This window comes from Tenacibaculum xiamenense (assembly GCF_964513065.1).
Taxonomy (GTDB): Bacteria; Bacteroidota; Bacteroidia; order Flavobacteriales; family Flavobacteriaceae; genus Polaribacter; species Polaribacter xiamenense.
This window is the reverse complement of sequence record NZ_CAZEQU010000042.1, coordinates 16,483-33,305: the sequence shown is the minus strand read 5'-3', so window position 1 is coordinate 33,305 and position 16,823 is coordinate 16,483. Positions and strand designations below refer to the sequence as shown.

The window sequence follows — 16,823 nt, the reverse complement described above, 5'->3', positions numbered from 1 at the left end:
TTTAACTTTTTTTATATTTAATAACACTTTTATTCAGAATATCTGAGATGTATTTCTTGTAAAAAACTAAATTAATAATAATAGTTATTCCAATATTTATAATTAAAATAAGTAACGCAGATAGACTCCATGAAAGATAACCAGAGCTACTTATTTCAATAAAACTTGTTGCCATAATCATAAGAACAGCTGATATCATATCAACAAACAATAATTTATAAGTATTCTTTATGTCTATTTTTATAATATTCGAACCGAGATAATGTGCTAAATAAATTGTTCTATATGATATAGATACAAATGTACCTATTGCAACTCCAACAACACCTAGTTCTATAACTAATACTATTGAAATTAATAAATTTATGATAGGTTCTATAATCGCGCTTTTCTGAGTCTCTTTAAAATGCAATGCTGATTGCACAACTGTATTATAAGGTAATTGAAAACATCTAACAGCTGCTCCCATTGACATAATAATTCCAAACACTGGTAAAATGTAGTTTGCATCGTGAACACCACTGGTATATATCTTAACAAAAGGAATTATTAATATACCAGTAGTTGTAAATAATAGAGTTGAGACAATATGAATCGACCACTCAAATTTCCTAAATAAATTTTTAAGTTTTTCCGATTCATTTTTAGCAATCATATCTCCAATTAAGGAGGAGAATCCAGCTGTTGAAGCATATACAAACGTCTTAACTCCGCTAACAACCAAGTAATATATTGAGTAAATACTAATGCTTGAAAACGTACTGAACCATGTTAGTACTAAAATATCCGTTTTATCCTGAATTAAATAAGCCAAATGCTGAGCAACACCATTCCATTGTTGTTTAATTGGATTTTTTTTAGCTATTACACTTTTTTTAATATCATAATTCCTTTTAACATAAATACTTAATACAAGTGGTTTTAAAAAGAATATTATTGCTGCGCTGAGTTTTACTATATGAATAGAAAACCCAGATACTATCAGAAAAACTGATACCAAAACGTTTAGTACTAGAATAACACTATTTAGATAAAAAAATATGTACTGTCTTTGATCTGAGCGTAAAAGCAGCGTATACGTTATGCCAAAAAAATACTGAGCAAATACACTAATTGATATAATAACTATTAAAAACTCTATAAAATAATTACCAAATTCTCCATCTACAATATATGGGTAAATAAAGATCAGGGCAATTGTATATAAAGCAAGGGTAAATCCTATTCTATTGTAAAACTTCCTTGAATAATTGAATATCTCATTTATTTTTTTTTGATTTTTATCTGCTAAAGGCTTATATAAATTTGAAGATATAACGGCTCCAATTCCTAAGTCCAAAATAGTGATAAACCCGAGAAAACTTGTAATGGAATATACTAACCCATTAATAGATGAACCATAATACAATAGAATTAGACGAGGTACAATCAATCCAGCAATAATTACCAAAACTTGGTATATTAATGATGATATTGTATTCTTTTTTAATCGCTTGGCTCTATTCATTTTTTTTCGGTAATTCTAACCATCCTCCCATTATTTCATCCCACTCTTTTGGATTGAAACTCTCCATACCACCTCCAGGATAGAACGTCATTTCCCCAAAATACACTTGTCCTTTTTCTTCATAAAAATCTACTCTATTAAAAGGAATTTCTCTTGCCAAGCTTTCTGCTAGTTCAATCATCAACTCGTAGTTTTGAGGTTTCTCAATTGGACTTGCTGACATAGGGTATCTACGTTCAAATGGTAATTTATTCCAACTAAGATCAAAAAAGGTAACTTTCAGACTATCACCAGTAAATCTTTCACTACAAACAAAACAACACTTAGCCTTACCATTAAAAACCATAATTTTATAATCGTTGAGTTCCTTTCCTTCTTCATTGCCTAAGTATTTTTCAGCGATAATTTTTGGCTTTATCCCTTTATATGGTTTTTCTCGTCCGCCCCAATAATAATTACGATTTAAAGAATTATTCAATTTTACGCGTGCCTTCTTTTTATCTAATTTTGCTTTATCTGAGCATATAACAACCCCGCCACTATCATGTGTACATTTTAGAACAAATTGATTAGGTAATAACTCGAAATCTATATCTTCAAAACTATCCCAAGGACCTCCAACGAGTGGTACAAGGTATTTTTCTCCAATTCTTTGTGACACATACTTTCTCACTTCGTATTTATCCACCATTTGAGTATACTCAGCTTTAAAATTATATAACTTCAGCCACTGAATTTTTTCGTTAAACAAAGTAGGATTTCTTAGATTTAACTCTTGCCCCATTATCAAGTAATACATCCCTGACAAGTACCATCTGTCAGGTGTGATACTTCTAATAATAGGCTGTCTTAGGAAAAATAAAATTCCTCTAAATAGCAAATACTTTACTTTGATATTTTTCATTTTACGCCTTATCTTAAATAATTAATTATCTTCTTCTTAAGGTTTCTTGAAAATTCAGTAAGCCCAGTATTCAATAAGATAATACGCAAGAGTGTATTTCTGGAGAATTTTATTTTTAAACTTTCTGTATAGTACGTTTTTGCCAATTTCTTATCATAAGATGAACAACTTGTTCCTAGATTATATAAAAAAACTGCTTTAACCTCTGGATATATATCTATATCCTCTTTAAATCTATCATATATTAGTTTTAACGACTCATATGCATTCGCGGTAATTGCAGTACTATCATTTTGAACATAAGAAGTAGCTAATATCTCTGGTAAATATGATATCTTGTAGTTTTCTCTGACAACGCGTAATACAAAGTCCCAATCTGTAAACCTTCGTACATTAGGATCAAATTCAACGTTAAAAGCAAGTTCTTTCGTCATCATCATGGTAATAGAGGCAATAAAGTTACCCTTCAAAAGTTTACGATATAAATTGTCGCCAATTACAGTATCTTTATTTGGGACTACTTGCTCTTTACCGTTCACATTAATTCTTCTCATCTGACAAAAAGTTAAATCACAATTTGTTTTTTTCATAAACTTATATTGCTTTTCTAACTTGTCCAGATCCCAAGTATCATCGCTATCATGAATTGCAATATATTCTCCTTTTGACACTTTTGTACCTGCGTTTCTAGCCGCACACATCCCACTATTTTTTTCTAGTTGAACTATTCGTAATCTTTCATCTTTTATCTTTCTAAGATTACTTACTGTATCGTCTGTTGACCCATCATCAACTATTATTAACTCAATATTTCTATAAGTTTGATTTAAAACACTTTCAATAGACTTAGAAATTATATATGCTCTATTGTAAGTAGGTATTACGACTGAAATTAATTCGTTTTCTTTACAAATATTTTCTTCCATTTTCTTACTTTTTTACTTCAAAAACTCCAAGTTTATACAATATTATTTAACTCTTTTATTTTTATTGTTACTACCTATCAAACGATATATTTCTTTTAGTCTTATTTAAAGTAATAAGAATCGAAAAATGGTAAAACTGTCTTAGATATATAGTCATTTAAGTACATGTTTATATAGAAATATAAACATATTATTAAAAACCCAGATGATAATAGTTTTAATTTATCTCTTTTATTTAACAGTTCCAATCTATAGCCAGATGCTATAATTGTTGTAAGTGATAGAGCCGTTAATAACCTCATGAAAGTTAGAACAATCATATAAAGTGGGTAAAAAACAACTGTAATTAAATTAACATAAAATAATGTGTTGGCATAAGAGTACCACTTATGTTGATCATATTTGCTTACTATATTTCTATATTTTAACGAATAGATAGTTACAAGAATATGTATACCAATAGGTAACATAAACCCCCAATTTGTTCTAATTGCGAAATAAGTGGAAAGTCTGTCGTTTTGCATACTATCAATTATACCTTGAATAGAGTTTAGTAAACCTCTCCCTGTGATTAAATTCAATAAACTAACTAAAAGCGAAAAACCAACTATAATTTTTATTAAGTATTTTCTCTTTTTCACCTTTAGATTTACCAATAACAGAATCAAAAACATGTAATACATTACATGAAAACCACCAGCCAATAATGTAAATAAAATAAACTTTAGCTTCCCCCTTCTTTCACCTTTTATCAAAAAGGTAAGTGCATATTGAAAAAGGCAAAATCCATAGAAAAATTTCAATCCTCCATAAAATAAGAACACATAATAAAACATAAAGAAAATAAAGAATAAATGCGGATCATATTCTCTTTTTTTTATAGTTCTTATTATAAAGTTCAATGAAATTGCAGTCATTACCCCCCACCACTGATAGAAACTAAGCGATAGAAAAAGCCCTATTTTCTCTGAAGTGTAAAAAAGATAATAAAACCAAAAATCCTTTCGTTCAATGTTTTCAAATTCGGTATAGCCGTACCAGTAAGCATAAAAATCTATTGCATCTCCGGCCCCCGAATATTCATGACCACTCATCAAGAAAAAAAGTAGTATAGATGTAATATATACAAACAAATAACTTTTTCTCTTATTTAAATAAAATGATAAATGCCCAAAAATCAAAAAGATATAAACAACAATTAGAATTTGACTCATTTAGATATTATTTGGTGTTTTTTGAAATTTCCCCAAACCTTTAAATTTTAATGTTTTTTCGATTTATTTCCTCTTTACAAACTCTCTAGCTCTTTCTAGGTGACAAAACCCGTGCTACCTATCCTATAGCCTATATGTTTCCTCCTTTTATTTTTACAACCCAATAGTCAAATCGTTCAAGTTCTAGAAAAAAACAACGTTTTATAAATAATATATCACAACCACACATTATAAAAAACCTATCCAACACATTAATCAATTTATTATTGATAGCTTTAATTATTTTTGAGAATCTTGATATAAGATAATTTGTTGCTCTATTTAATACGATTGTTTTTCTATAAAACCTTATCTCTTAAATTATCACTGAGAATATTCTTGACATCATATACTACAGATTTTTCTTTCTTTAATACAGAGAAATCCAATTTTTCAAACTCATTATGAGCAACTGTTAAAACAATTGCATCGTACCTATTATTAGGAAGTATTTTTGTTGATTTTACTCCATATTCCTCCATTACCTCTTCTTCATTTGCCCATGGATCATAAATAGTAACATTAGTCCCATAATCTTTCAAGGAAGTAACAACATCAACTGCCTTTGTATTTCTTACATCAGGACAATTCTCCTTAAACGTAATACCAAGCACCAAAACATTCGCATTCTTAATGCGAACATCCTCCTTTATCATCAATTTAATTACTTCGGATGAGACATACTCCCCCATACTATCGTTTAACCTTCTTCCTGCTAAAATTATTTCTGGATGGTAGCCATACTCTTGAGCTTTTTGAGCTAAGTAATAAGGATCTACCCCTATACAATGCCCACCTACTAAGCCAGGTTTAAATGGCAAAAAATTCCACTTTGTACCGGCAGCTTCAAGCACATCATGGGTATTTATATCCATTAGCCCAAATATTTTAGCCAGTTCATTAACAAAAGCAATATTAATATCTCTTTGTGAATTTTCTATTACCTTCGCTGCTTCCGCTACCTTAATTGTAGGTGCCAGATGAGTTCCAGCTGTAATTACCGATCTATATAAAGCATCTACCTTTTTTCCTATTTCAGGCGTTGAACCAGAAGTTACTTTAAGTATCTTTTCTACAGTATGTTCTTTATCTCCAGGATTTATCCTTTCTGGAGAATAACCGCCATAAAAATCTTTGTTAAAAACTAACCCAGATACTTTTTCCAATATAGGCACACATTCTTCTTCTGTGGCTCCAGGATACACCGTTGATTCATAAACCACTATATTACCTTCACTTAACACCTTCCCTACTGTCTCACTTGCCTTTATTAAAGGGGTTAATATCGGACGATTATTTTTATCTACTGGAGTCGGTACAGTTACTATGTAATAGTCACAATTTCTTATAAATTCTAAGGACGTTGAGCAAAAAAGTCCATTTTCTTCTGAAGGTTCGGTTACCAAAACAGATTGAAGTACATCATCAGCTACTTCAAGAGTAGAATCTTTACCAGACATTAACTCAGTAACTCTGTCCTCATTAATATCAAACCCTATTGTCGGGTATTTTGTAGCAAAAAGTCTTGCTAAAGGTAATCCAACATACCCCAATCCTATTACAGCTATTTTTGGTTTATCCATTTTTTTATAAGTTTTCCCAGTACCACTTTACTGCTTCTTTCAATCCCTCTTGTAAAGAAAATTTAGGATTATATTTTAATAATTGTTTTGCTTTTTCAATACTTGCTAAAGAATGAGGGATATCACCCTGACGATTAGGCCCATGCACAATTTCAATGTTTTGAATTACAGAATCAAATTCGGACAAGTACTCTTTCAAATAACCTACTAAATCATTCAACGTATTTCTGTCTCCATAAGCCACATTGTATACTGTATTTATAGCCTCTGGCTTATCTGTAATTAAAGACAACAAATTTGCTTGAACCACATTATCTATATAAGTAAAATCTCTAGAATAATTACCATCTCCATTAATAGTTGGTGATTCTCCTTTCATGAATTGTCCAACAAACTTAGGTATTACTGCAGCATACGCTCCGTTTGGATCTTGTCGTCTTCCAAAAACATTGAAATAACGAAGACCTATTGTTTCTATACCATAAGTTTTCGAAAACACATCCGCATATAATTCATTCACATACTTTGTTATAGCATAAGGTGATAAAGGTTTCCCGATAACTTCCTCAACTTTTGGCAATCCTTTAGAGTCTCCATAAGTAGAAGAACTGGCAGCATACACAAACCTTTGTACTCCCGCTTGCTTAGCAGCAGTTAACATGTTCAAAAAACCACTCACATTAGTCGCATTAGAAGTTATTGGATCTTTTATAGAACGAGGTACAGACCCTAAAGCCGCTTGATGCAAAACAAAATCTACTCCATCTACTGCTTTTTGACAATCCTCATAATTTCTAATATCCCCTTCTACCAATTGAAATTGGTCATTTTCTAATAAATGAGCTATGTTCTTTCTTTTTCCCGTTTCAAAATTATCTAAGCAAACTACATAATTGTTTAACTCGATTAACTTATCACATAAGTTTGATCCAATAAAACCAGCACCTCCTGTGACCAATATTTTTTTATTGTTTAATTTATTCTCAAATTCCATTTCGTATTCAATTGAAAAATTAACTCTTTCCTATTCTGTAATATTCTATTCCTTTTTTCTCCAGATTATAAGCTATATATTGATTTCTCCCGTCAAAAATAACAGGTGAGTTCAATTGTTTTGTTATTTCAGTAAAATCAGGCGACCTAAACTCTTTCCACTCTGTTAATAAAATAAGCGCGTCAGATTCCTTTAAAACATCATATTTCGAATCAAAATATTCTACTTCTTTAAATTCTTTTAAATAATATTGTTTTGCCTCTTGCATTGCTTTTGGGTCATAAGCTTTTATCTTTGCTCCCCTATTTACAAGTTCTTTAATCGTAAATATAGAAGGTGCCTCTCTCATATCATCAGTACCTGGCTTGAAAGACAACCCCCATACTGCAAAAGTTTTACCTGATAAATCCTCTCCGAATTTCTTAGTTACTTTCTCTGAAATAATATATTTTTGTCGGTTATTAACATCCTCTACGGATTTAATAAGCTGAGCTTCATAACCATGCTCTTCACCAATCTTCTTTAAAGCTTTAACATCCTTAGGAAAGCATGATCCTCCATATCCCGCTCCGGGATAAATAAAACTATATCCAATCCTTGAGTCTGACCCAACACCTATTCTTACATCATTAACATCAGCTCCAACTCTCTCACAAATATTAGCTATTTCATTCATAAAAGATATCTTTGTTGCCAACATTGCATTCGCAGCATATTTTGTCATCTCAGCAGAGCGAATATCCATAGTTATAAAACGATCATGTGTTCTGAAAAAAGGACTATATAATTCTTTCATTCTGTCAAGGGCGAAATCAGAATCTGTACCTATTACAATCCTATCTGGCTTCATAAAATCATTTATTGCATCTCCTTCCTTTAAAAATTCTGGGTTTGAAACGACATCAAATTTGACTTCAACACCTCTTTTCTTAAGTTCAACACATATTGTTTGCCTAACTATATCCGCTGTTCCAACAGGTACTGTTGACTTTATAACTATTATAATTTCCTTTTGAAGTCTCTCCCCAATATCTTTTGATACCGAAATAACATGGCTTAAATCAGCTGAACCGTCTTCTCCCATAGGTGTACCGACTGCTATAAAAATGATTTCCACCTCATTAAGAAGCCCTTCCAAAGAAGTGGCAAAAAAAAGGTTTTCTTTTTCAATATTCTTTCGAACCATATGTTCTAATCCAGGTTCATAAATAGGGATCACGCCTTCACGAAGCTTTTCTATCTTCGCATGATCAATATCAACGCAAGTTACGGTATTTCCCATTTCCGAAAAACATACTCCAGATACCAACCCTACGTAGCCTGAACCGACAACGGCTATATTCATTTACTGCTTATCTTTTGATTTTAAACTTTCTTTATCATGCACTTCTTTTCTCAGTCCACTACTAGAAAATCTATGTTCTCTTTTATTAAAATATAGTTTTATACCTTTTTTCTCACAATAATCCCGACCAGTAAATTGTTTGTTCGCATATTCGTCACCGATAATTCTGACATCCACATGAAAAGAACGGAGGATATCCTCCAAATCTTGCTCCGTCGCATATGGCACAATTTCATCTACATATCTACAACCTCTTAATTGAATATATCTTTCAACTACAGATTGAACTGGTTTATTTTTATCTGGTCTATCAATAGTCGGATCTGTCTGCAATCCACAAATCAAATAGTCACATTGACGTTTTGCCTCCTCCAACATTTTTATATGCCCAGCGTGTAGTAAGTCAAAAGCACTAAAAGTTATACCTATTCTCATTTTCTTTTTACTTTTTACTGCGCAAAGATATATCTTCTTTTACAATAAAAAATATTTTTGTTTTAAATTTGACATTATCTCAACTAACTAAAATAAGATACACATATACTCTTATCTACAAGCCTCTCATTATTAAACAGGGTTCCCCCATATTTAACAGAAACAACCCCTTAGTCCTTCTTTAATTTTTATAAAATGGATGCTTTACCAGTTCTTTCTTAGCAAAAGGGTGAAAATCCCCCTTCAAACCTATTGGCTCGGTATTTCGAATTTCATGTACAATTTCTATCGCTTGTCTACTATCACTTAAACCATAACCGCAACCGTTCAAAACACCTTCGTAAACCCTGGTATGTAAATCGGTAAAACCAGAAGAAAACTCCAACTCTTCTCCCTCAATTTTAATTGACCTATAAGTCCTTTGCCCTTTTTTCTTAATATTTTCAGGAAGCACATCATAATTAATAGACAAAAACCATCTAACCCTAGCTCTTTCGAACTCAAGAAATCCTGCAGCTCTATCATGAGTATGCAAATGCACAACATTTCGCTTTACACATCCAAAAATCCATGACAACATATCATAAAAATGCACACCGATATTCGTTGCAATACCTCCCGATTTACTGACATCTCCTTTCCATGAAGTGTAATACCAACTTCCCCTTGAAGTCAAATAAGTCAAATCAACATCAAAAACCTTATCTCTAGGAGACTGATCTACTTTTTTCTTTAGAGCAATAATACTCTCATGCTCTCTCAACTGAAGTATATTCCACACTCTCTTTCCTGATTCTTTTTCCATCCTTTCAAGAGCATCAATATTCCATGGATTTAAAACTAAAGGCTTTTCACAAATAGCATCAGCCCCTCTTCTTAAAGCCATACGAATATGAGAATCATGCAAATAATTAGGAGTGCAAATACTCATGTAATCTAACTGCACCCCCTTATCATATTTTAACATTTCTAAATACCTATCAAATCGTTCTGCTTCAACAAAAAAATCAGCGTTCGGAAAATAACTATCAATAACTCCAACACTATCAAACTTATCTAAAGCAGCCAATAAATTACTATTGGTATCCTTAATCGCCTTTAAATGCCTTGGTGCAATATATCCAGCTAAACCTATAAGTGCAAAATTTTTCATTTTTCTATTTGAGTATCCTAAAGAAAATTTAATTTACGAAGTTACAAAAATGTTTAACGAAATATCAAAAAACAAAAAAGCTTCATCAATTTTGATGAAGCTTTTTTTCTTCCGTGGGCGCGAAGGGATTCGAACCCCTGACCCCTTGGGTGTAAACCAAGTGCTCTGAACCAACTGAGCTACGCGCCCTTAATTGTTTATACTCACTAAGGATGAGTTTGTGGGCGCGAAGGGATTCGAACCCCTGACCCCTTGGGTGTAAACCAAGTGCTCTGAACCAACTGAGCTACGCGCCCTTAATTGTTTATACTCACTAAGAATGAGTTTTGAACTTCAATTTCTTTGTAAAAGTAATTGCTAATTGCGGGTGCAAATATATAACAGTTTTTAGAATTGACAATACTTTTTATAAAGTTTTTTTCTATAAAATTTCAGCAACAACAAAAGTACTTCCACCTACGTATGCCACATCATTTTCTTTTAAATTAATTTTCAAAGACTTATACGCATCATCAACTGAAGAATATGATCCTCCTTTCAATCCATATTTTTTTGCTTTTTCTTTCAATTCCCTTTCAGAAAGTCCTCTTGGAATATTCGGTTTACAGAAATAATACACGGCTTCTTTAGGAAACATTGGTAAAACATCTTCCAACTTTTTATCAGAAACGACTCCTAAAAGGATATGAAGTTTTTCAAAATTTTCTTTTTTTAGTTGTGCTAAAGTGTAAGATAATCCTTCTTTATTATGAGCTGTATCACAAATAACTTTTGGTAAATCTTGAAGAATTTGCCACCTCCCCTTTAAATTCGTATTACGAACTACATTTAAAAGACCTTTTCTTATATTTTCATCAGAAACATGATAATCTTTTAATTCATTAATTGCTCGTACGGCTGATCTTGAATTATGTAATTGATAATCTCCCAACAAATCAGTATCATATTTATCTTTCATATCTGAAGCAAAAATCAACTCAACACTACATTCCTTTGCCTTTCTTTCAAAAACGGGAGTAGTTTCTTTTTGCCTTTCTCCAATGACTATCGGAACATTCTTTTTAATAATCCCTGCCTTTTCAAAAGCTATTTCTTGTAGTGTTTCTCCTAAAAACTGAGTATGATCTAACCCTATATTAGTTATTACAGACACTTCAGGAGTAATAATATTTGTGGAATCTAACCTTCCACCAAGCCCTACCTCAACAACAGCAATGTCAACTTTTTGCACAGCAAATTCATTAAAAGCCATACCTACGGTCATTTCAAAAAAGGATAGCCCTTGCTCTTCCAAAAAAGGTTTATTCTTTAAAATAAAGTCTTTTACAGAATCTTTTGATATCTCTTCTCCATTAATTCGAATCCTTTCTGTAAAATTCTTTAAATGAGGCGATGTATAAAGTCCAACCTTATAACCAGCTTCCTGCAATATCGAAGCAATCATATGACTCGTAGAACCTTTACCATTAGTTCCTCCTACATGAATAGATTTAAATCTTCTTTCTGGATTCCCTAAATGCTTAGTCAAAGCTAATGTATTAGTCAAATCTTTTTTAAACGCAGTTTTACCTTGCTTTTGATACATAGGCAACTGAGCAAACATCCAATCGAGTGTTTCCTGGTACGTCATTTACTGTAAAATATTTGTATAACTTATTGTGAAAGCGAAAATTTATAAATAATAGTCCCTTTTTGTTTTGTAGGAGCATTAGAATCAGGATTCCATTTTGTTTTTAGTGCGGCTTTTTTAGCTGCATCATATAAACAAGAAGCCGAGTTAGTTGTTCCTCTCGCTCCAGGTATGGCACGAATAACCTTTCCATTTTTATCTACTTCAATACTAACAACCACAGTTCCTTCTTCTTGGCAATTCGGTTTTTCAATTGGTTTTGACAGTGCCTTTCTTCCTGCTAAATTATAATTCCCTCCTGAGCCACTTCCTCCTTTACCATAATATTTAGAAGAGTTAGGATCTCCATTTTGATTTCCTTTCGTTCCATCTTTATCATCATCTCCTTCTCCACCAGAAGCACCGTCTTTCGAAGCTCCATTCAACAAACTATTTAACGCATCTGTTGTAGCTTTTGAAGGTTTTGGTTTTGGTTTTTCTTTTGGCTTTGTCTTTTCAGGAGTTTCAGTAACTTTTTTCTTTTCTTCCTTACTTTTTTCTACCACAGGAACATCCTCAGAAGTATCATCCGTAATAATATCCTCTTTGATCACTTCTTCTTGAACTTCTTCCACTTGTTCCTCCTGAACCTCTTCTACTGGCTCATTTGTTGCTTGCTGTTTTGTTTTTTCAACAGGCTCTCCTTTACCCACATCTGAATTACCAAAATTAATGGCAACTCCATACTCTATAGGAGGATCTAGGTATCTCATCCCGAAATTAAATACGCCATAGAGTAACAACAACAAAATAATTGCGGTTATTACTGCTGATTTTTTCTTATGCTTTGTATCTAATATGGACATATATTTATTTTCCTTTAACCGCTAAAATCATCTTCAACTTATTTCTATTAGCTATATCAATAACCTTCATAACATTTTTATATGCAACATTTTGATCTCCTCGAATAACCACTGTTTTCTTCTTATCAGCACCGACCTTCGCTAGCAATTCTCTTTCCAAATTCCTTGAATTCACTTTTGATTTATCCAAATAAAAAGATGAATTCTTGGTAATGGTAACAGCAACAGAAGTACTATTTTCAGTTTTACCTCCTGCTTTCGGTAACAAAACATCAATCGCACTCACTGTAACCAACGTTGAAGTTAACATAAAGAATATTAACAACAGAAATACAATATCTGTCATCGACGACATATTAAAACTAGGATCTACCTTATTTCTACCTCTTAAATTCATAATTATACAGGCTCATTTAAAAGATCTAAGAACTCCACAGATTTTGCCTCCATTTGATAAACAACTTTATCCGTTCTCACAACCAAATGATTGTATGAAATATAAGCAATAATCCCGACAATTAAACCAGCAACTGTAGTAGTCATTGCCGTATAAAGTCCATCAGAAAGCATTTTAATATCTATTTGCCCTCCCGAATTTGCTATTTCATGAATGGCAACAATCATTCCAATTACAGTTCCTAAAAAACCAATCATAGGTGCAGCACCTGCAATAGTAGCTAAAACACTCACATTTTTTTCTAACTGGTACACCTCAAGTTTACCTGCATTTTCAATTGCCTTGTTAATATCTTCTAAAGGCTTTCCAATTCTAGAAATTCCTTTTCCAATTAACCTAGCTGTTGGTGTAGTTGTATTATCACACAATGACTTTGCGCTTTCTAACTTACCATTCATTACATGATCTTTTATTTGATTCATGAAATTCTTATCTACTTTCGAAGCAGCTTTAATAGCGAAAAAGCGTTCAAAATATATGTATAATGCTACGGCTAAAAGAACAAATAATAAAGCAATTATAATTTGTCCTCCTATACCTCCATCCATAATTAAATTATAGATGGACAATGTCTTTTCTTGTGACACTTCTTCTACTACTTCAGCTTGGTCTTGAAAATATGCTATCATTAAGATGAATTTAAGTTTTAATACTAATACCATTTACAAATCAAATTTATCCAATAAATTCACTTTTCGATAAACTTCGTTCTAAAAAACGGTCATAACTCAAGGAATGTTCTCTTTTTATTCCCTGTCTATCGGAAAAATACAAACGTTTTCGTTTAGGATAACTTCAAACTGTAATTGGTATAACGAATGAGTTCTTTTTTAATTGTTTAAAAAAATCCTGAATTGCGAAAATTCAGGATTCAAAATTATAAAATAAAATGTATGTTTCTTAATATTTTATGCTAACATTAACTTTACCATAATATATCCCACACCACCTAATACAATTGTATATGGTAATGCCATTTTTACCATTTTTGTATATGATAAATTTATCAATGGAGCTAATGAGGATGTTAATAAGAATAAAAATGCTGCCTGACCATTTGGCGTTGCTACACTCGGTAAATTGGTACCTGTATTAATAGCAATAGCTAATGTTTCAAAATGTTCTCTAGTAATTTGACCTGACTTAAACGCAGCTTCTACTTCTCCAATATAAACAGTCGCAACAAAAACATTATCACTAATTGCAGAAAGAAGTCCATTAGCTAAATAAAATAGCCCTGGCTGAGAAGATGGATCCTGCTCTAAAGCCCAGTGAATAATCGGACTAAACAAGTGTTGATCATGAATCATTGCTACAATTACAAAAAACACTACTAATAAACCTGTAAATGGAAGTGCTTCTTCAAAGGCGTGCCCTAACTGATGCTCATCAATAATTCCCATAAACGAAGTTTGAACAATAATCAACGCCAATCCTATAAATCCAACAGGAGCAATATGTAAAGCTAACCCAGCTATTAAAAGTATTGCAGATACACCTTGTATAATAAGTCCATATTTTTGCTTATCTGTACGCTGTTCATCTTCCTTCTCTGTATATCTTTCAATAATTTCAGCTGCAACCTTAGGAAGTTTAGCTCCAAAACCAAACCAACCTGTAATTTCTAATACTATCGTTGTAGCCACACCTAATACGAATACTGGAATTGTAATTGGTGCCATTTGCATGAAAAACTCAATAAAATCCCATCCCATTCTTTCACCAATTAGTAAATTTTGAGGCTCTCCAACCAAAGTACAAACTCCTCCTAATGCAGTACCAACCACACCGTGCATGATTAAGCTTCTTAGAAAACTTCTGAATTGTTCCAATGTTTCTCCACTAAGCTCCTTTCTATCCAAAATACCGTCGTCGTCATGATCCGAAGAACTTGAATGTATTTTATGATAAACTCCATAGAATCCAACTGCAACACTAATTAATACGGCTGTAACGGTTAATGCATCTAAAAATGCAGATAAAACTGCTGATAGTATTACGAATAATACAGATAGAACTACTTTCGATTTTATTCTAGTAAATACCTTACTAAAAATATACATTAAAAGAGGTTTCATGAAGTAGATACCTGCTACCATAAACACTAATAGCAATACTACCTCAAGATTTTGATCAACCTCATGGTAAGCATTTTTAGGTGTTGTTAATCCTAAAGCCAATGCTTCAATGGCTAGTAAACCACCTGATTGTAGGGGATAACACTTTAAAGCCATTGCCAGAGTAAAAATAAACTCTCCGATAAAAAGCCAAGCTGTTACTGTTTTTCCTAAAATAAAGAAGGAAAAAATGTTAAAGATTAAAAAGCCAATCATGGTCATTTTAAACCATTTTGGGCTGTTACCTAAAAAATATTTAAACATATTACTTAATTTATAGCTTTTAAACTAGTTCTTTCAATGCTATTTCAAAAGCTGTTTCACTTATTTTCGTTTTTGAAGCACTCTTTGAAAATGTTTTCTGAAGTGCTCTTTTTATCGTGTTTGAGGTATCGCTAAAAATAGCCTCATCTGTCATTTCAACCCTTCTTTCCATGAAATAAGCAAACACTCTTGCCATTCCACAATTCGATATAAAGTCAGGTATTAAACTTACTTTCTTATCAGTTTCTTCCATAATTGGTCCAAAGAAAATTTCCTGATCTGCAAAAGGAACATTTGCTCCACAAGAGATCACTTCCAAACCTGTTGCAATCATTTGATCAATTTGATCTTTCTTTATTAACCTTGATGCAGCACATGGTGCAAAAATTTCACATGGTAAATTCCAAATTCGAGCATTCATTTCTTCGAAAGGAACCATGTTTTCCGCAATTAATGTGTTTCCGTCCTTATTCAAGAAAAGTTCTTTTATCTCTTCAAAAGAAAAACCGTCTTCATTAATCACTCCACCAACTCTATCTATAATTCCAACTACCTTTGCACCCATTTGGGCTAAATAATACGCTGCTGCGGAACCTACATTACCAAAACCTTGTACAATCGCCCTTTTACCAACAACACTTCCTCCATAGATTTCATAATAATGCTTTACTGCTTCAGCAACACCATAACCAGTAATCATATCGGCTACTGTATATTTTCTCGCAACGCTTGGAGATAGGTTAGAATCTTCGAGAACTTTAATTACTCCATGACGCAACTGACCAATTCTATTGATTTTATCTGCTTCAGTTGGTTTAAAATGTCCATTAAATACTCCTTCTTGCGGATGCCATACCCCACTATCTTCAGTAATTGGAATTACTTCATGAATTTCGTCTACATTTAAATCACCTCCAGTACCATAGTAATTCTTTAATAAAGGAGCTACTGCTTTATACCAACGCTCTAAAACTCCTTTTTTTCTTGGATCGTGCGGATCGAAATTAATTCCCGACTTAGCACCTCCAATCGCAGGCCCTGATACTGTAAACTTAACCTCCATTGTTTTCGCCAAAGACATCACCTCATACTTGTCCAATCCTTTTCTCATTCTTGTTCCTCCTCCGGCTGCTCCTCCTCTTAGCGAATTTATAACAGTCCAACCTTCCGCTTCTGTTTCTGAATCCTTCCAGTTAAAAACTATTTCAGGTTGTTTTTCTTCATATTTTTTTAGTAATTCTTTCATCTTTTATTTTTTAGTAATGTTCAACTTTAGTTTCTTTTCTCTTAATAGCTAACTATACATCATAATTTTTTACCCCTATAAGGGGAGTTAAAGCTGATTCATCTAAATAATTTTTAAATTTTTCTTACCTCACAAACTTACCAAAAAAATATATGTTTCGTGTT

The 16,823-nt window shown here is 32.4% G+C and carries 15 protein-coding genes and 2 tRNA genes; all 17 read right to left on the bottom strand.

Annotated features, from left to right (window positions below):
- Position 1: 1 nt before the first annotated feature.
- Complete coding sequence (locus ACKTTV_RS19755) at positions 2-1,507, bottom strand: lipopolysaccharide biosynthesis protein (RefSeq protein ID WP_408032611.1); 1,506 nt, start codon at positions 1,505-1,507, stop codon at positions 2-4.
- Positions 1,500-2,411, bottom strand: coding sequence for an ATP-grasp fold amidoligase family protein (locus ACKTTV_RS19750; RefSeq protein WP_408032610.1), 912 nt, complete (start codon positions 2,409-2,411; stop codon positions 1,500-1,502). Before ACKTTV_RS19750 ends, ACKTTV_RS19755 begins: the two co-directional genes overlap by 8 nt.
- An 8-nt stretch (positions 2,412-2,419) precedes the next feature.
- Entirely contained in the window at positions 2,420-3,337 is a 918-nt protein-coding gene (locus ACKTTV_RS19745; RefSeq protein ID WP_408032609.1) for a glycosyltransferase family 2 protein, read from the bottom strand.
- Between the two features lie 101 nt (positions 3,338-3,438).
- Positions 3,439-4,551: an EpsG family protein gene (locus tag ACKTTV_RS19740; protein WP_408032608.1), complete on the bottom strand. Its 1,113-nt coding sequence runs from the start codon at positions 4,549-4,551 to the stop codon at positions 3,439-3,441.
- 338 nt (positions 4,552-4,889) lie between these two features.
- Positions 4,890-6,173: a nucleotide sugar dehydrogenase gene (locus ACKTTV_RS19735; protein ID WP_408032607.1), complete on the bottom strand. Its 1,284-nt coding sequence runs from the start codon at positions 6,171-6,173 to the stop codon at positions 4,890-4,892.
- Positions 6,174-6,177: 4 nt separating this feature from the next.
- A complete protein-coding gene (locus tag ACKTTV_RS19730) occupies positions 6,178-7,167 on the bottom strand; it encodes an SDR family oxidoreductase (RefSeq protein WP_408032606.1) in 990 nt (329 codons plus the stop codon).
- A 19-nt stretch (positions 7,168-7,186) separates the two neighbouring features.
- Positions 7,187-8,512 (bottom strand): UDP-glucose dehydrogenase family protein, encoded by a 1,326-nt coding sequence (locus tag ACKTTV_RS19725; protein WP_408032605.1) that lies wholly within the window; start codon positions 8,510-8,512, stop codon positions 7,187-7,189.
- Entirely contained in the window at positions 8,513-8,947 is a 435-nt protein-coding gene (locus ACKTTV_RS19720; RefSeq protein WP_408032604.1) for an adenylyltransferase/cytidyltransferase family protein, read from the bottom strand.
- 181 nt (positions 8,948-9,128) lie between these two features.
- A complete protein-coding gene (locus tag ACKTTV_RS19715) occupies positions 9,129-10,100 on the bottom strand; it encodes a Gfo/Idh/MocA family protein (protein WP_408032603.1) in 972 nt (323 codons plus the stop codon).
- A gap of 114 nt (positions 10,101-10,214) precedes the next feature.
- Positions 10,215-10,289 (bottom strand) — tRNA-Val (locus ACKTTV_RS19710).
- Between the two features lie 32 nt (positions 10,290-10,321).
- A tRNA-Val gene (locus tag ACKTTV_RS19705) sits at positions 10,322-10,396 on the bottom strand.
- Between the two features lie 125 nt (positions 10,397-10,521).
- Positions 10,522-11,730: a bifunctional folylpolyglutamate synthase/dihydrofolate synthase gene (locus tag ACKTTV_RS19700; RefSeq protein WP_408032602.1), complete on the bottom strand. Its 1,209-nt coding sequence runs from the start codon at positions 11,728-11,730 to the stop codon at positions 10,522-10,524.
- 23 nt (positions 11,731-11,753) lie between these two features.
- Positions 11,754-12,575 (bottom strand): energy transducer TonB, encoded by an 822-nt coding sequence (locus ACKTTV_RS19695; RefSeq protein WP_408032601.1) that lies wholly within the window; start codon positions 12,573-12,575, stop codon positions 11,754-11,756.
- Between the two features lie 4 nt (positions 12,576-12,579).
- Positions 12,580-12,972 carry an ExbD/TolR family protein gene (locus tag ACKTTV_RS19690; protein WP_408032600.1) on the bottom strand — a complete coding sequence of 131 codons (393 nt, stop codon included), beginning with the start codon at positions 12,970-12,972 and terminating at the stop codon, positions 12,580-12,582.
- 2 nt (positions 12,973-12,974) lie between these two features.
- A complete protein-coding gene (locus tag ACKTTV_RS19685; protein ID WP_408032599.1) occupies positions 12,975-13,661 on the bottom strand; it encodes a MotA/TolQ/ExbB proton channel family protein in 687 nt (228 codons plus the stop codon).
- 279 nt (positions 13,662-13,940) lie between these two features.
- Complete coding sequence (gene nhaB, locus ACKTTV_RS19680; RefSeq protein WP_408032598.1) at positions 13,941-15,413, bottom strand: sodium/proton antiporter NhaB; 1,473 nt, start codon at positions 15,411-15,413, stop codon at positions 13,941-13,943.
- A 19-nt stretch (positions 15,414-15,432) separates the two neighbouring features.
- Positions 15,433-16,659, bottom strand: a complete 1,227-nt coding sequence (locus ACKTTV_RS19675; protein ID WP_408032597.1) for a Glu/Leu/Phe/Val dehydrogenase dimerization domain-containing protein — start codon at positions 16,657-16,659, stop codon at positions 15,433-15,435.
- Positions 16,660-16,823 lie beyond the last annotated feature (164 nt).

What these genes read in the sequence shown, in the direction of transcription:
- ACKTTV_RS19715 (WP_408032603.1), bottom strand. Translation starts at nt 10,100, where the DNA reads ATGAAAAATTTTGCACTTATAGGTTTAGCTGGATATATTGCACCAAGG.
- ACKTTV_RS19755 (WP_408032611.1), bottom strand. Translation starts at nt 1,507, where the DNA reads ATGAATAGAGCCAAGCGATTAAAAAAGAATACAATATCATCATTAATA.
- nhaB (WP_408032598.1), bottom strand. Translation starts at nt 15,413, where the DNA reads ATGTTTAAATATTTTTTAGGTAACAGCCCAAAATGGTTTAAAATGACC.
- ACKTTV_RS19675 (WP_408032597.1), bottom strand. Translation starts at nt 16,659, where the DNA reads ATGAAAGAATTACTAAAAAAATATGAAGAAAAACAACCTGAAATAGTT.
- ACKTTV_RS19725 (WP_408032605.1), bottom strand. Translation starts at nt 8,512, where the DNA reads ATGAATATAGCCGTTGTCGGTTCAGGCTACGTAGGGTTGGTATCTGGA.
- ACKTTV_RS19730 (WP_408032606.1), bottom strand. Translation starts at nt 7,167, where the DNA reads ATGGAATTTGAGAATAAATTAAACAATAAAAAAATATTGGTCACAGGA.
- ACKTTV_RS19695 (WP_408032601.1), bottom strand. Translation starts at nt 12,575, where the DNA reads ATGTCCATATTAGATACAAAGCATAAGAAAAAATCAGCAGTAATAACC.
- ACKTTV_RS19745 (WP_408032609.1), bottom strand. Translation starts at nt 3,337, where the DNA reads ATGGAAGAAAATATTTGTAAAGAAAACGAATTAATTTCAGTCGTAATA.
- ACKTTV_RS19750 (WP_408032610.1), bottom strand. Translation starts at nt 2,411, where the DNA reads ATGAAAAATATCAAAGTAAAGTATTTGCTATTTAGAGGAATTTTATTT.
- ACKTTV_RS19720 (WP_408032604.1), bottom strand. Translation starts at nt 8,947, where the DNA reads ATGAGAATAGGTATAACTTTTAGTGCTTTTGACTTACTACACGCTGGG.
- ACKTTV_RS19700 (WP_408032602.1), bottom strand. Translation starts at nt 11,730, where the DNA reads ATGACGTACCAGGAAACACTCGATTGGATGTTTGCTCAGTTGCCTATG.
- ACKTTV_RS19685 (WP_408032599.1), bottom strand. Translation starts at nt 13,661, where the DNA reads ATGATAGCATATTTTCAAGACCAAGCTGAAGTAGTAGAAGAAGTGTCA.
- ACKTTV_RS19690 (WP_408032600.1), bottom strand. Translation starts at nt 12,972, where the DNA reads ATGAATTTAAGAGGTAGAAATAAGGTAGATCCTAGTTTTAATATGTCG.
- ACKTTV_RS19740 (WP_408032608.1), bottom strand. Translation starts at nt 4,551, where the DNA reads ATGAGTCAAATTCTAATTGTTGTTTATATCTTTTTGATTTTTGGGCAT.
- ACKTTV_RS19735 (WP_408032607.1), bottom strand. Translation starts at nt 6,173, where the DNA reads ATGGATAAACCAAAAATAGCTGTAATAGGATTGGGGTATGTTGGATTA.